This is a genomic window from Caballeronia sp. ATUFL_F1_KS39 (assembly GCF_023630985.1).
Lineage (GTDB): Bacteria > Pseudomonadota > Gammaproteobacteria > Burkholderiales > Burkholderiaceae > Caballeronia > Caballeronia zhejiangensis.
Genome location: NZ_JALQDZ010000033.1, coordinates 1 through 15,818, shown reverse-complemented (window position 1 = coordinate 15,818; position 15,818 = coordinate 1). Strand labels below are relative to the sequence as shown.

Genomic DNA, 15,818 nt, shown 5'->3' with positions numbered 1-15,818 from the left:
AAGCACACCAAGAACATTGGAGCGAAACGTGGATACAAGGGTGAAGCGCAACAAGAAGGCGTCGATTCTCAACGACGATCCGCTTTGGTACAAGGACGCGATCATCTATCAGGTTCACATCAAGTCTTTCTTCGATGCGAACAACGACGGCATCGGCGATTTTCCCGGCCTGCTCGCGAAGCTCGACTACATCGCGGAGCTGGGCGTCGATGCGATCTGGCTGCTGCCGTTCTATCCGTCGCCGCGCCGCGACGACGGCTACGACATCGCCGACTATCGCAACGTGCATCCGGACTACGGCACCATCGCGGACGTCAAGCGCTTCATTCAGGAAGCGCACGCGCGCGGCATACGCGTGATCACCGAACTGGTCATCAATCACACGTCGGATCAGCATCCGTGGTTTCAGCGCGCGCGTCATGCGAAGCCGGGATCGAATCATCGCAACTACTACGTGTGGTCCGACACGGACAAGAAGTACGAAGAGACGCGCATCATCTTCATCGACTCGGAACCTTCGAACTGGACGCACGATCCGGTCGCGGGCCAGTATTACTGGCATCGCTTCTACGCGCATCAGCCCGACCTGAACTTCGATAACCCGGCGGTCATCAAGGAAGTGCTCTCTGTGATGCGCTTCTGGCTCGACATGGGCATCGACGGGCTGCGGCTGGACGCGGTGCCGTATCTCGTCGAGCGCGAAGGCACGAACAACGAGAATCTGCCCGAGACGCACCAGATCCTCAAAAAGATTCGCGCCACCATCGACGCGGAGTATCCGAACCGCATGCTGCTCGCGGAAGCGAATCAGTGGCCGGAAGACGTGAAGGAATACTTCGGCGACGAAGACGAATGCCACATGGCGTTCCACTTCCCGCTGATGCCGCGCATCTATATGTCGATCGCGAGCGAGGATCGCTTTCCGATCACGGACATCATGCGGCAGACGCCGGACCTCGCCGAAACCAATCAATGGGCGATCTTCCTGCGCAATCACGATGAACTCACGCTCGAAATGGTCACCGACTCCGAGCGCGACTACTTGTGGAACACATACGCGAGCGATCGCCGCGCGCGCCTGAACCTCGGCATTCGCCGCCGTCTCGCGCCGCTGATGGAACGCGACCGGCGCCGCATCGAGCTCATCAATTCGCTGCTGCTGTCGATGCCCGGCACGCCCGTGATCTATTACGGCGACGAGCTCGGCATGGGCGACAACATCCACTTGGGCGATCGCGACGGCGTGCGCACGCCGATGCAATGGTCGTCCGACCGCAACGGCGGTTTCTCGCGCGCCGATCCCGAGCAACTCGTGCTGCCGCCCGTGATGGGCTCGCTCTACGGCTATGACGCGGTGAACGTCGAATCGCAAAGCCGCGATCCGCATTCGCTGCTGAACTGGACGCGCAAGATGCTCGCGGTGCGGCGCTCGAAGCATGCGTTCGGCCGCGGCACGATCCGCTTCTTGCGGCCCGCGAATCGCAAGATCCTCGCGTATCTGCGCGAACTCGAAGGCGAGCCGCCGATCCTGTGCGTCGCGAATCTTTCGCGTGCGCCGCAAGCGGTGGAGCTGGATCTGTCGGAATTCGACGGCTCCGTGCCGCTCGAAATGACCGCCGATTCGCCGTTCCCGGCTATCGGCAAGCTCACGTATCTGCTCACGTTCCCGCCCTACGGCTTCCTGTGGTTCCAGCTTTGCCCGGGCAACATGCGGCCCGCGTGGGCGCAGGCGCCGTCCGAGCAATTGCCCGAGTTCGTCACGATGGTGATTCGCGCCGGCCAGACCGGCCCGACGCCGGAAAACGTCCGGCTGCTCGAATCGGAAGTGCTGCCGAACTATCTGAGCAAGCGCCGCTGGTTCGCATCGAAGGATCAGAAGCTGCATGCGGTGCGCCTCGCCGCGCTGACCACGATCGAAGGCGCGGGCTTCGCGTTCACCGAGATCGAAGCCGATGTCGGCGATCATTGCGAGCGCTACGTGTTGCCGCTGTCGATCGCGTGGGGCACGGAGACGACGTCGCCGCTCTACATGCAGCTCGCGCTCGCGCGCGTGCGGCGCAACCGCAACATCGGGCATCTGACCGATGCGTTCTCGGTGCCGCAATTCACCTATGGCGTGATCCGCAAGCTCAAGGAGCGCGCGGTCGTGCCGACGGTGCAAAAGAGCGAGATCCGCTTCATTCCGACCGAGCTCTTCGACACGCTCAATCTCTATCCCGCCGATCCGCCCGAGATCCGCTGGCTCGCCGCCGAACAGAGCAACAGCTCGCTCGTGATCGGCGACAAGATCGTGCTCAAGCTCGTGCGTCGCGTCGTGGGCGGCATTCACCCCGAAGCGGAAATGAGCCGCTATCTGACGCAACTCGGCTACGCGAACACCGGCCCGCTCTACGGCGAAGTCGTGCGCGTCGATCCGCAGGGCGTGCCGCATACGCTCATCATCCTGCAGGGTTACATCGACAATCAGGGCGATGCGTGGAACTACGCGCTCGACTATCTGCGCCGCACCGTCGATGAGCTCGCGGTCGCGGTCGAATCCGAAGAGCACGCGCAGGAACGCGACGCGCAGGCGGAAGGTTTAGCGGGCTACGGCAACATCGCGGGCATCATCGGCAAGCGGCTGGGCGAACTGCACGTCGCGCTCGCATCGCCGACGGAAGACGAAGCGTTCTCGCCGCAGCGCGCATCGGCCGAGGACGTCGAGGGCTGGATCGACGGCACGCTGAAGCTGCTCGAATCGGCGCTCGACATCCTCGCGCAGAAGATCGGCGAATTCAACGAGCACGACCGTTTCCTCGCGCAAAGCCTGCTCGACCGGCGTGAACTGCTCGTCGATACGGTCAAGAAGCTCGTCGCGCCCGATGCCGATGCGTTGTGCATCCGCATCCACGGCGATTTCCACCTGGGCCAGGTGCTGATGGCGCAAGGCGATGCGTATCTCATCGACTTCGAAGGCGAGCCCGCGCGACCGCTCGACGAACGCCGCAAAAAGACGAGTCCGCTGCGCGACGTCGCGGGCCTGTTGCGTTCGCTGTCGTATGCGAGCGCGGCAGCGCAATCGACGACGGAAAACGCGCCCGCGCAGACGGCGGATCGCAAGCGGGCGCTGTTCGAACGCCTGCGCGCGTTCGCCGAGGAGAGCTTTTTGCGGGAGTACACCGGGGCGATCGCCACGTCGCCCGAAACGATCGCGGCCGAAGACGTGTTTCAGCCGTTGCTCGATCTTTTCCTGATCGAGAAGGCCGCTTACGAAATCCGCTACGAAGCAGCGAACCGGCCGACCTGGATCGGCCTTCCGTTGCGGGGTCTCGCGTCGCTCGCGAGCCGCCTGCTGGGAGATACGGGCGAGCCGCCCGCTCCGGGCACGCGACCCGTATTCGGAGCCAACAAGGACAATCCGGATGGAACTCACCATGAACACTCGTAGCGATCCGGCGGATACCAGGAACCCCGCGCACGGCCTCAATCCGCTCGATATCGACGCACTCGTCGAGGCCCGGCATCCCGATGCCTTCTCGATGCTCGGCCTGCACGAAACCGATCTGGGGCACGTCGTGCGCGTGTTCCTGCCGGGCGCATCGTCAGTAAGCGTCGCGGATGCGGGCAACGGCGAGCATCTCGGCTCGCTCGCGCGCATCCACGATGCGGGGCTTTACGCGGGCTTCGTCACGAGGCCGGCGGCGTATCGCCTGAAGATCGACTGGCACGGCACGCCGCAGGAAACGCACGACACGTATTCGTTCGGCCCTGTGCTCAGCGACGAATGGCTCCACCGTCTCTCGCAAGCCGATCCGTATGCGGTGCTCGAATGCCTCGGCTCGCGGCCCATCACGCATGGCGGCGTCGCGGGCGTGCGCTTCGCGGTGTGGGCGCCGAATGCTCGGCGCGTCTCGGTGGTCGGCGACTTCAACACATGGGATGGGCGGCGCCATCCGATGCGCCTGCGTCACAACGCAGGCGTGTGGGAGCTGTTCATTCCGGGCATCGGCGCGGGCACGCGTTACAAGTACGAGATCGTCACGCGCGACGGTCATACGCTCCCGCTCAAGGCCGATCCGTGCGCGATGCAGAGCGAGAAGCCGCCGTCGACGGCATCGGTCGTCGCGGATGCCGATGCGATCGATCATTACGCATGGACCGACGCCGAGTGGATGAACACGCGCGGCGGCAAGCAGACGCCGCAATCGCCGATCACCATATACGAGGCGCATGCCGAGTCGTGGCTGCGCGTGCCGGAGGAAGACAATCGCGGCATGAACTGGCACGAGCTGGCCGAGCGTCTGATTCCGTATGCGAAGGGCATGGGCTTCACGCACCTCGAATTCATGCCGATCGCGGAGCATCCGTTCGGCGGTTCGTGGGGTTATCAGCCGCTCGGGCAGTTCGCGCCGTCCGCGCGCTTCGGCACGCCGGAGCAGTTCGCGGAGTTCGTGAATCGCGCGCACGAGGCGGGGCTCGGCGTCATCATCGACTGGGTGCCGGCGCATTTTCCGAACGACGCGCACGGTCTCGTGCAGTTCGACGGCACGCCTTTGTACGAGCACGCCGACCCGCGCGAGGGTTATCACCAGGACTGGAACACGATGATCTACAACCTCGGCCGCAACGAGGTGAGCGCGTTCCTGATCGCATCGGGGCTGGCGTGGCTGAAGCGCTATCACGTCGATGGCTTGCGTGTCGATGCGGTTGCGTCGATGCTGTATCGCGACTATTCGCGCAAGGCCGGCGAGTGGGTGCCGAACATTTACGGCGGGCGAGAGAATCTCGAATCGATTGCGTTCCTGAAGCGGCTGAATCATGAAGTGCGGCAGATTCCGGGCGCGATCACGGTTGCGGAGGAATCGACTGCATGGCCGGGCGTGACGGCAAATGTCGAGAGCGGCGGACTCGGCTTCGACTTCAAGTGGAACATGGGCTGGATGCACGACACGCTGCACTACATGCAGGAAGATCCGGTGTATCGGCAGTATCACCATCATCTGTACACGTTCGGGATGGTGTATGCGTATTCCGAGCGCTTCGTCTTGCCTTTGTCGCACGATGAAGTCGTGCATGGCAAGGGGTCTTTGATCAACAAGATGCCGGGCGACCGATGGCAGAAGTTCGCCAATCTGCGCGCTTACTTTGGCTTCATGTGGACGCATCCGGGCAAGAAGCTGCTGTTCATGGGCGGCGAGTTCGGCCAGTTCGCGGAGTTCAATCACGATGAATCGCCGCATTGGCATCTGCTCGATGATTCGATGCATGGCGGGTTGCAGAAGCTCGTGCGCGATCTGAATCATCTCTATACGAGCGAGCCGGCGTTGCACAAGCTGGATAGCGATTCGCGCGGCTTCGAATGGCTCGTCGGGGATGACAACGCGAATAGCGTTTATGCGTATCGGCGTACGGATGCCGAAGGGCGCGATGTCGTCGTGGTGTGCAATATGACGCCGGTGCCTCGTCTGGCTTATCGGATCGGGTTGCCGCGGCGCGGGCGGTGGAGCGAAGTGTTCAACTCCGATGCTTCCATTTATGGCGGGTCGAATATGGGGAATGGCGGGGTGATTCATACGGATGACTATCCGAGTCATGGGAGGGAGCAGTCGGCGGCGTTGACATTACCGCCGTTGGCAACCATCGTGTTGCGGGCCGATTGATGGTTTTTTTTCGCCGGATCCCGTAATCGCGTCGGTCTATCAGCGTTGCCCCGCACAGGGGCAGTGCTGATAGACCACTAAGAAACCGGGATTCCATAGAAGCGCAAGCAATACGAAGAACAAGAGCAGGAAACAGCAAAGGCAGAAAAACCCCAAAAGGATGCGCCAACATGGCAAATGCACTCCCCGACAAGTTGCTCCCGGGCGCGCCCTACCCGCTTGGAGCCAACTGGGACGGTCTGGGCGTCAACTTCGCGGTGTTCTCATCGAATGCTCATCGCATCGAGGTATGTCTCTTCGACAGCACCGGCCGCAAGGAACTGATGCGCTTCGACCTGCCCGAGTGCACCGACGAAATCTGGCACGGCTATCTCCCCGGCGCGCACCCCGGCACCGTCTACGGCTTTCGCGCGCATGGCCCGTATCAGCCGCAGCAAGGTCATCGCTTCAATCCCCACAAGCTGCTGCTCGATCCCTACGCGAAAAAGCTCGTCGGCCCCTGGCGATGGTCCGACGCCCTCTTCGGCTATCGCGTGCATTCGAATCGCCTCGACATGTCGATGGATCGCCGCGACTCCGCACCCGCGATGCCCAAATGCATCGTCACCGACGACGCCTTCGACTGGTCGCGCGACGTGCGCCCCGACACGCCCTGGGGCGAAACCATCGTCTACGAAACGCACGTGCGCGGTGCATCGATGATGCGCCACGACATCCGCCAGCACGAACGCGGCACCTTCGCCGCGCTATCGTCGCCTTGGTTCATCGAGCACTTGCAGAAGCTCGGCATCACCGCCGTCGAATTTCTTCCGGTGCACGCGTTTCTCAACGACCGCTTTCTCGTCGAACGCAGTCTCAGGAATTACTGGGGCTACAACACCGCCGCGTTCTTCGCGCCCGAGCCTTCCTATCTGTCGACGCATCGGCTCAACGAAATGCGTATCGCCGTACGTCAACTGCACGCGGCGGGCATCGAAGTGATTCTCGACGTCGTCTATAACCACACTTGCGAAGGCAACGAACTCGGCCCGACCGTCTCGTGGCGCGGCCTCGACAACGCAAGCTACTACCGCCTCATTCCCGGCGACGAACGTCACTACATCAACGAAACCGGCTGCGGCAATACGGTGAATCTGTCGCATCCGCGCGTCTTGCAGATGGTGATGGACTCGCTGCGCTACTGGTGCACGGCGTTCAACATCGACGGCTTCCGCTTCGATCTCGGCGTCACGCTCGGCCGCGAAGGCCACGGCTTCGATCCCGGCTCGGGCTTCTTCGATGCCGTGCGCCAGGATCCCGTTCTCTCCACGCGCAAGCTCATCTCCGAGCCGTGGGATATCGGGCCGGACGGCTATCAGGTCGGCAATCATCCGCCGGGCTTCGCGGAATGGAACGACAAGTATCGCGATGGCGTCCGGCGTTTCTGGCGCGGCGATGCCGGCATGCGCCCCGATCTCGCCGCGCGTCTCACCGGCTCGGCGGAACTTTTCAACCGGCGCTTCAGGAAACCATGGGCGTCGGTGAACTTCGTCGCGTCGCACGACGGCTTCACGCTTGCGGACGTCACCGCGTATTCGCACAAGCACAACGAAGCGAATCAGGAAGGCAACAACGACGGCCACAACGAGAATTGCAGCGCGAACTGGGGCATCGAAGGTCCGACCGACGATCCCGCGATTCTCGAAGTGCGCGCGCGTCTCGCCCGCTCGATGATCGCGACGACGCTGCTCTCGCTCGGCACGCCGATGCTTCTCAGCGGCGACGAATTCGGCCGCACGCAGCAGGGCAACAACAATGCCTATTGCCAGGACAACGAGATTTCGTGGATCGACTGGGACGCGGCGCAAAGCCCCGCCGGCGTCGAGATGGCGGAGTTCGTCGCGAAAGTTATTGCACTGCGCAAAAACTACCCGGTGTTGCGCGAAACGCGCTTCCTTTACGGCGACCGCGAAGTGCTGCCGGGACTCTACGATGTCAGTTGGTTCGATGAACGCGGCAACGCGCTCGCGATCGAAGCATGGCAGGACCCGGAAGGCCGCGCGCTCACGCTGCGGCGCGCGGGCCCGGGCGTCGACGGTGAAATCGACGTGCTGCTGCTCATGTTCAATGCATCGTCGCAAACGCTCGTGTTCACACCGCCCGCGCCGCACTTGGAATGGAACGTGCTCTTGGATAGCGCGGAGCCCGATTCGGTGACGCGGCCTCTCGTCGGCAGCGAGTTGGAAGTGGCCGCGCACAGCGTCGTGGTGATGCTGGCCGAGCCGACCGGCGATGCCGACTGGCAAGCGGTCTGGATGGCGGGCGCGCATCAGGGGCCGCGTCTTCTGACGGCATTGCCGCCCGATCCGGGCACGATGCCCTCGCATCGCGATTCCGAGATCGATTCGCCTCACTGACGCACAACCCATACGCAGTCCACCGCAGCATTAGAGGCAGGAAATCATGTCCGAACGTCCGATCGATCCGCACAAGCATCAATATGCGTATTGCCTTCCTTTCGGCGCTCATCTGACGGGCGCCGCACGCGACAATCCGCGCACGCGCTTTCGTTTCTGGGCGCCATCGCGCGATGCCGTGCAAGTGGAAATCCTGCGCGCGGGCGGCACGCCCGAACGCGTCGACATGCAGCCGACCGGCGACGGTTGGTTCGAAGCCGAAGCCGATGGCGGCGCGGGCACGCTGTATCGCTATCGGCTCGACGAGGACCTCGCCGTGCCCGATCCCGCCTCGCGCTATCAGCCGCAGGACGTGCATGGACCGAGCGAAGTCATCGACCCGCGCGCGTATCGATGGACGCACACGAACTGGCACGGCCGGCCGTGGGAAGAAACCGTGCTTTACGAACTGCACGTCGGGGCGATGGGCGGTTTCGCGGGCGTCACCGCGCGCCTGCCCGAACTCGCGCAACTCGGCGTGACGGCCATCGAGCTGATGCCGCTCAACGATTTCTCCGGCACGCGCAACTGGGGCTACGACGGCGTGTTGCCCTACGCGCCTGACTCGGCGTATGGCCGTCCCGAAGATCTGAAGAGGCTCGTCGACACCGCGCACGGTCTCGGCCTGATGGTCTTTCTCGATGTCGTCTACAACCACTTCGGACCGGACGGCAATTATCTGCACGCGTATGCGAAAACCTTCTTCCGCGAAGGCGTGAACACGCCGTGGGGCCCGGCGATCGACTTCGAGCGCCCGCAAGTGCGCGACTTTTTCTTCGACAATGCCCTGTACTGGCTCAACGAATATCGTTTCGATGGCCTGCGCCTCGACGCGGTGCACGCGATCAACGATGACGAATGGCTGCGCGAACTGGCGCATCGCATCCGCAGTTCCGTCGAGGCGGGGCGTCATGTGCATCTCGTGCTCGAGAACGAGCACAACACGGCGAATCTGCTGGAAGCGCATTTCGACGCGCAATGGAACGACGACGCGCACAACACGCTGCACGTTCTGCTGACCGGCGAGGACGAGAGCTACTACGGCGCGTATTCCGACAAGCCGATCGAAAAGCTCGCGCGCATTCTCAGCGAAGGCTTCGCGTATCAGGGCGATCCGTCGCCGATTCATGACGGCAAGCCGCGCGGCGAACCGAGCGCGCATCTGCCGCCCACGCGCTTCGTCGCGTTCCTGCAGAACCACGATCAGATCGGCAATCGCGCGATGGGCGATCGCCTGCGCGCATTGACCGACGACGAATCGCTCTTCGCCGCAACCGGTCTTCTGCTGCTTTCGCCGCAGATTCCGCTGCTTTTCATGGAAGAGCAATACGGATCGAGGCAGCCGTTCCTCTTCTTCACCGACTATCACGATCAACTCGCCGATGCGGTGCGCGAAGGCCGTCGCAAGGAATTCGCGAAGTTCTCCGCATTCACCGACGAAAAGCGCCGCGCGCAGATTCCCGATCCGAACGACGAGAAAACGTTCGACATGTCCTCGCCGAAGATCAGCGACAAGCAGGACGAAGAAGACCGGCTCGAATGGCTGCACTTCTATCGATCGGCGTTGACGGTGCGCGCGAAGCTCATCACGCCGCGTCTGAAGGGCGCCAAAGCGCTCGGCGCGGACGTGCTCGGCGACAAGGCGCTCGTCGCGCGCTGGAAGCTCGGCGACGGCGAAACGCTCTACATCGCGCTCAATCTCGGCGACGCGGCTGTCGCGCTCGACAAGCAGCCGCCGGGCAAGATCATCTTTGAGACGCCGGCGCGCGCGCAGGATCGCGTGCGTAACGGCGAACTCGGCGCTCGCACGTTCCTCGCGTGGATCACCGGCGAAGTGAACGAATATGCGATTGCGCACGACGCGCGCCGCTTCGAACCGGCATCCGCGGAAGGAAAAGTCTCGTGAACGCCGCCGCGACGAAAACGACCCAGACGGGCGCCACGCGTTCCGTGAGCAGCATCGAGGCGCTCGCGGAGCGCGCGGGCTTCGAGATCGAATGGCAGGACGCGCACAAGAACACGCAGCGCGTGCCTGAAACGACGCTGCGCATCCTGCTCGAGAAGCTCGGCCTGCCGTGTGGCAACGCCACGCAGATCAAGCAGAGCATGAACGCCGTCGATGCCGAAATGAGCGGCCGCAAGCTGCCGCCGCTCATCACCGCCGAAGTGGATCGCGGCATCGCGCTGCCGGTGTCGGCGGCGAAACAGGGCGCGCGCTATCGCATCGAACTGGAAAGCGGCGAAGTGATCGACGGGCGCTTCACGTCGCCGAAGGGCGAGACCGCGCTGCTCTCGCCGATCGCGGAGCCGGGCTATCACACGCTCGTCATCAACGACCATCGCACGACGCTCGCGGTCGCGCCCGCGCGCTGCTACACCATCGACGATGCGTGGCGCACGCTGCACGAAGATGCGGCGAAGGCGCCGCCGCTGTGGGGCGTCGCGGCGCAAGTGTATGGCTTGCGGCGTGACGGCGACGGCGGCATCGGCGATTTCACCGCGCTCGCATCGCTCGCGACGCAAACTGCGAAGCGCGGCGGACATGCCGTCGCGATCAGCCCGATGCACGCGATGTTCAGCGCCGAGCCGAACAAGTTCAGCCCGTATTCGCCGTCGTCGCGGCTCTTTCTCAACATCGCGCACGTCGATCCTGCCGCGGTGCTCGGTGCGCCTGCCGCGCGCGCCGCGATCGACAAAGCGGGCGTCGCGAAGGAACTCGCCGAACTCGAAGGACTGACGCTGATCGACTGGCCGCGCGCATCGAAAGCGCGCCTCGCGATTCTGCGCGCCCTCTTCGACGCGTTTTCCGAAGATCGCGATTCGCCCTTCGCGAAAGACTTCGCCGCATTCGTCGAGGAAGGCGGACGTCCGCTCGAAGACCATGCGCGCTTCGAAGCGCTGCAGGCCGCGCAGATCGCGCAAAACGGCGAAGGTCACTGGCGCAACTGGCCCGAATCGTTGCGCGATCCGCGCAGCGACGCGGTGACGGAATTCGCCGATGCGCATCGCCGCGAGGTCGATTTTTATCTCTTCACGCAATGGCTTGCCGCGAAGGGACTCCTGCACGCACAACACGCCGCGCGCGATGCGGGCATGGCGGTCGGGCTCGTCGCGGATCTCGCCGTCGGTTGCGACAGCGCGGGCAGCCACGCATGGTCGTATCGCGATGAAATGCTCACGGGCGTGTCGGTCGGCGCGCCGCCGGATCTATTCAACCAGGCCGGGCAATCGTGGGGACTCACGACGTTCTCGCCGCGCGCGATGCGTACGCAAGGCTTCGCCGCGTTCATCGACATGCTGCGTTGCGCGTTCAAATGCGCGGGCGGCATCCGCATCGATCACATACTCGGCTTGCGCCGGCTGTGGCTCGTGCCCGAAGGCGAAAGCGCGAAGGACGGCGCGTATCTGCGCTATCCGCTCGAGGACATGCTGCGGCTGATCGCGCTCGAATCGTGGCGGCATCGCGCGATCGTCGTCGGCGAGGATCTCGGCACCGTGCCGCCCGGCTTTACCGAGCGCTTGCAGGAGCACGGCTTGCTTGGCATTCGTGTGCTGTGGTTCGAGCGCGAAGTGGACGGGCCGGGCTTCAAACCGCCGCGCGAATGGGACAGCGGCGTCACCGCGACGACGACGACGCACGATCTGCCGACCGTCACCGGATGGTGGCGCGGCGAGGACATCGTGTGGCGCTCGAAGATCGGCCAGACGATGGCGCGCGCCGATGGCCGCGATGCCGTCGAAGCCGCGCTCGAGGAACGCGGCGAAGATCGCGCGCATCTGTGGCGCGCGTTTCAGGACGCGGGCATCGCACCGGATGACGTGGAGGCGCCCGATATCGACAATGCGCCCGTCGATGAGGCGCTCGCCTTCGTCGCCGCGACGCCCGCGCCGCTCGTCACCTATCCGCTCGAAGATTTGCTCGCGCTCGTGGAGCAGCCGAATCTGCCCGGCTCCATCGACGAGCATCCGAACTGGAGAAGGCGCATCACGCGGCCCGTCGACGAACTGTTTCTCGACGATGCCTTCGCCGATCGCCTGCTCGCCGTCGATGCCGCGCGCAAGCGTTCCGCGCAACCGAACGAACCCAAATCGAAACCCGAATCACCATGACCGTACCGCGTTCCACGCTCAGGCTTCAGCTTCACAAGGGCTTCACTTTCGACGATGCCGCCGCGCTCGTGGACTACTTCGCGCTGCTCGGCGTGAGTCACGCGTACGTCTCGCCGATCACGACCGCGACCGCCGGCTCCACGCACGGCTACGACGTCGTGGACTACACGGCGGTCAATCCCGAACTGGGCGGCGAGGACGGCCTGCGGCGCTTCGTCGAGAAGCTGCGCGCGCACGAGATGGGACTGATCGTCGATATCGTGCCGAATCACATGGGCGTGGGCGGCTCGGAGAACGCGTGGTGGCAGGACATCCTCGAATGGGGACGGCATGCCGCGCATGCGCGCTTCTTCGACGTCGACTGGCATTCGCCCGATCCCGCCTTGCGCGGCAAGGTGCTCGCGCCGTTTCTCGGCGCGTCTTACGGCGACGAGTTGCAGGGCGGCAAGATCAAGCTCGCGTATCGCGCGGATGAAGGGCGCTTCGTCATCGAGTATTACTCGAACGTGTTTCCAGTCTGTCCGGTCGATTACCCCGCCGTGTTCCAGGAAGCGCCCGAGCTCGCGCAACGCTTCGTCGGCCTGACGACGCAGCCCGCCGATCAGCCGCGCGCCGCCGATGCGCGCACCGCGCTCATCACCATCGCGCAGACGGAAGGCGGCCAGGCCGCGATCGAAGCGATTCTCGCGGCGCACTCGCCGGATACGTCGGCGGGTCGCGACCGGCTGCATCGGCTGCTGGAGCGCCAGCATTATCGGCTGGCATGGTGGCGCACCGCCGCGGACGAAGTGAACTGGCGGCGTTTCTTCGATGTGAGCACGCTCGGCGGCGTGCGCGTCGAGCGGCCTGAAGTGTTCGAGGCATCGCATGCGCTCGTGTTCCGGCTCTTCACCGAAGGCCTGATCGATGGTGTGCGCGTCGATCACGTCGATGGTCTCGCCGAACCGCGCGAGTATTGCCAGCGCCTGCGCGCGCGGCTCGAAGAGTTGGCGGCGGAACGGCCCGAGGCGTTGCGGCATGGCAATGGGCGCACGTATTTCGTCGTCGAAAAGATTCTTGCGCGCGGCGAGCCGTTGCGCCGCGACTGGCAGGTCGATGGCACGACCGGTTACGACTTCATGAACGATGTCGGCGCGCTGCTGCACGATCCGGCGGGCGCGGAGCCGCTTGCCGCGCTTTGGGCCGAGATCACGGGCAAAAGCGCATGCTTCGCCGACGAAGCGCTCGCCGCGCGCCGCAAGATACTCGCGGAGAATCTTGCGGCGGAACTGGATCGCGTGACGCGCGCGCTGCATCGCATTGCACGCGATGCGCAGACCACGCGCGATTTCACATTCACGTCGATACGGCGCGCGGTCGCGGAACTCGTCGTGCAGTTTCCGGTGTATCGCATCTATCCCGTGGGCGGCGTGCGCAGCCCCGATGACGAGCACTTTTTCGCGCAGGCGCTCGAAGCCGCGCGCGCGGTGCTCGCGCGTGCGGACCATGTGGTGCTGGATCAGGTCGCGCAATGGCTCGGCGGCAAGCTGCCCGATGAACTGCCGCAGCCCGAGCGTGGCGAACGCAACGACCGTCCCGAACGCGGCCGGGATCGCGCGGCGGAGCGCAATCGCGAACGTGAGCGCGATCGCAATCAGGCGCAGGCGGGGCCGAATCCCCCGTCGTCGAGCGGCTCGCAGCGTCGCGCGGCGCAGACGCTGTTCTCGCAGCTGACATCGCCCGTGGCGGCGAAGGCGGTCGAGGATACGGCGTGTTATCGCTACGGACGGCTGATTTCGCGCAACGAAGTGGGCGCCGATCCGGGCGAGTTCGCGTTGTCCGTCGATGCGTTTCACGCGGGCAATCGCGAACGCCTCGATGCGTTTCCGCACGCGATGCTTTGCACGGCGACGCACGATCACAAGCGCGGCGAGGACGTGCGCGCGCGCATCGCTGCATTGAGCGAAATTCCCGACGAATGGGCCGCGACGCTCAGGCAATGGTCGACGTTGAACACACCATTGCGACGCGGCCCGAGCGGCGGACATGGCGAAACCACCGGTATCGACGACTGGGCGCCGGGGCCGGCGGCGGAAGCGATGCTGTATCAGACGCTCGTCGGATGCTGGCCGACCACACTCGCGCCCGATGACGAAGCGGGCGTTCGCGAACTCGCCGAACGTGTCGCCGGATGGCAATTGAAGGCGCTGCGCGAGTCGAAGACGCGCACGAGCTGGTTTGCACCCGACGAAGCGTATGAGAACGCGTGCAGGGACTTTCTGTTCGATATCGTCGCGCCGCAGCGCCGCGATGGCTTTCTGCGTGAGTTATCGGCGTTCATCACGCGGCTCGGACCGCTCGGCGCGATCAACAGCTTTCAGCAAACACTTTTGCGGCTCACGTCGCCGGGCGTGCCGGACCTTTATCAGGGCACGGAGTTGTGGGATTTCAGTCTTGTCGATCCGGACAATCGTCGGCCTGTCGATTATGAGTTGCGTCGCAAGTGGCTTCTCGAGATCGAAGAGCAAGGGCCGCCTTCGGAGCAATTGGCGAACTGGCGCGATGGGCGCGTCAAGCTTGCAATCGTGCGGCGAGCTTTGGCATTGCGCAAGCATTGCGAGTCGTTGTTTGCGCAGGGCGAGTATTTGCCGCTCGAGGTCGAGGGCGAGCATGCGGGGCGCGTGATTGCGTATGCGCGGCATGCGGGGAGCGCGTTTGCTGTCGTTGTTGCGACGCGGCTTGCAGCGCCGCTGCTGGACGTCGGGCGCGACGTGCCGCTTGTCGAGGCCGAGCGTTGGGGCGATACCGCCATCGTGTTGCCAGAAGCGCTGCATTCAAGGGCTTTGTTTGACTGGCTCAGTCCTAATGCGCCTAAAGCCGATGGGGCGAGGTTGTTTTTGCGCGATGCGCTTGGGGTTATGCCGGTGGCTTTGCTTGTTGAGGAAGGGGTGCCTAAGGCTTAGGTTTTTGGTTTTTGGTTTTTGCTTTTCGCTTTCGCTTGTTGCTTTCGCTTTTTCTTTTGCTTTCGCTCTTGCCTTCGCTTTTCGCCGGATCCCGGTTTCGCGTCGGTCTATTAGCACTGCCCCTGTGCGGGGCGGCACTCACTTTCTTTGCTGCTGCAAAGAAAGTAAGCAAAGAAAGCAGCTCGTTAAGCCCGCGGTCACACGCAATTTGGGTAGTCCTCTCGTCCACGGTGGCACTCGCCTAAAGAGTGCCCTCATCACAATAACGGGGCTTGGATCGCGCGCGGTCCGCCGCCCGAAAACGCTGAGGACACTGGTTCAGCACGAAATGGCTTCGGCACAGCGCTACGCGCTGCCGCCAGGTATGCAAGGGAAACCAACGTGCGGCACTTGCGGTGAGATGGAGACGTTAGTAGAGAAGCACATGCATCCCCGATTGACCCATCGGCCGCGAAGCGGGCCGGAGCTATTTGGTGCTGAACCACCTTGTTGTGTGGTGCGATGTGACAGACCGTGCGCGAGCCAAGCCCGATTAGGTGTTTGAGGGCACTCTTTAGGCAGCCCACGATGGACGAGAGGACTACCCAAATTGCGTGTGACCGCGGGCGTATCGGGAGCTGCTTTCTTTGGTTACTTGTATATTGAATCTGGCGTCCGGAAGCTGATCTCTCCCGTTCGCTCGAAGCGGTAGC

Annotated in this window: 6 protein-coding genes; all 6 read left to right on the top strand. The window is 63.8% G+C overall.

The window, feature by feature from the left end; genetic code table 11:
* Positions 1-16 precede the first annotated feature (16 nt).
* The 6 genes from treS to treY all read left to right on the top strand — a co-directional run bounded on the left by treS (position 17) and on the right by treY (position 15,126).
* Positions 17-3,427 (top strand): maltose alpha-D-glucosyltransferase, encoded by a 3,411-nt coding sequence (gene treS, locus NCR93_RS14445; protein WP_051079077.1) that lies wholly within the window; start codon positions 17-19, stop codon positions 3,425-3,427.
* Positions 3,414-5,639 carry a 1,4-alpha-glucan branching protein GlgB gene (glgB, locus tag NCR93_RS14440; protein ID WP_175982523.1) on the top strand — a complete coding sequence of 742 codons (2,226 nt, stop codon included), beginning with the start codon at positions 3,414-3,416 and terminating at the stop codon, positions 5,637-5,639. The genes treS and glgB overlap by 14 nt, the downstream gene beginning before the upstream one ends.
* Positions 5,640-5,809: 170 nt before the next feature.
* Positions 5,810-8,035 carry a glycogen debranching protein GlgX gene (gene glgX, locus NCR93_RS14435; protein ID WP_175982524.1) on the top strand — a complete coding sequence of 742 codons (2,226 nt, stop codon included), beginning with the start codon at positions 5,810-5,812 and terminating at the stop codon, positions 8,033-8,035.
* A 46-nt stretch (positions 8,036-8,081) separates the two neighbouring features.
* Positions 8,082-9,980 (top strand): malto-oligosyltrehalose trehalohydrolase, encoded by a 1,899-nt coding sequence (gene treZ / locus NCR93_RS14430; protein WP_175982525.1) that lies wholly within the window; start codon positions 8,082-8,084, stop codon positions 9,978-9,980.
* Complete coding sequence (malQ, locus tag NCR93_RS14425) at positions 9,977-12,184, top strand: 4-alpha-glucanotransferase (protein ID WP_175982526.1); 2,208 nt, start codon at positions 9,977-9,979, stop codon at positions 12,182-12,184. Before treZ ends, malQ begins: the two co-directional genes overlap by 4 nt.
* On the top strand, positions 12,181-15,126 hold the full coding sequence (treY, locus tag NCR93_RS14420; protein WP_250440377.1) for a malto-oligosyltrehalose synthase: 2,946 nt from the start codon (positions 12,181-12,183) through the stop codon (positions 15,124-15,126). The genes malQ and treY overlap by 4 nt, the downstream gene beginning before the upstream one ends.
* Positions 15,127-15,818 lie beyond the last annotated feature (692 nt).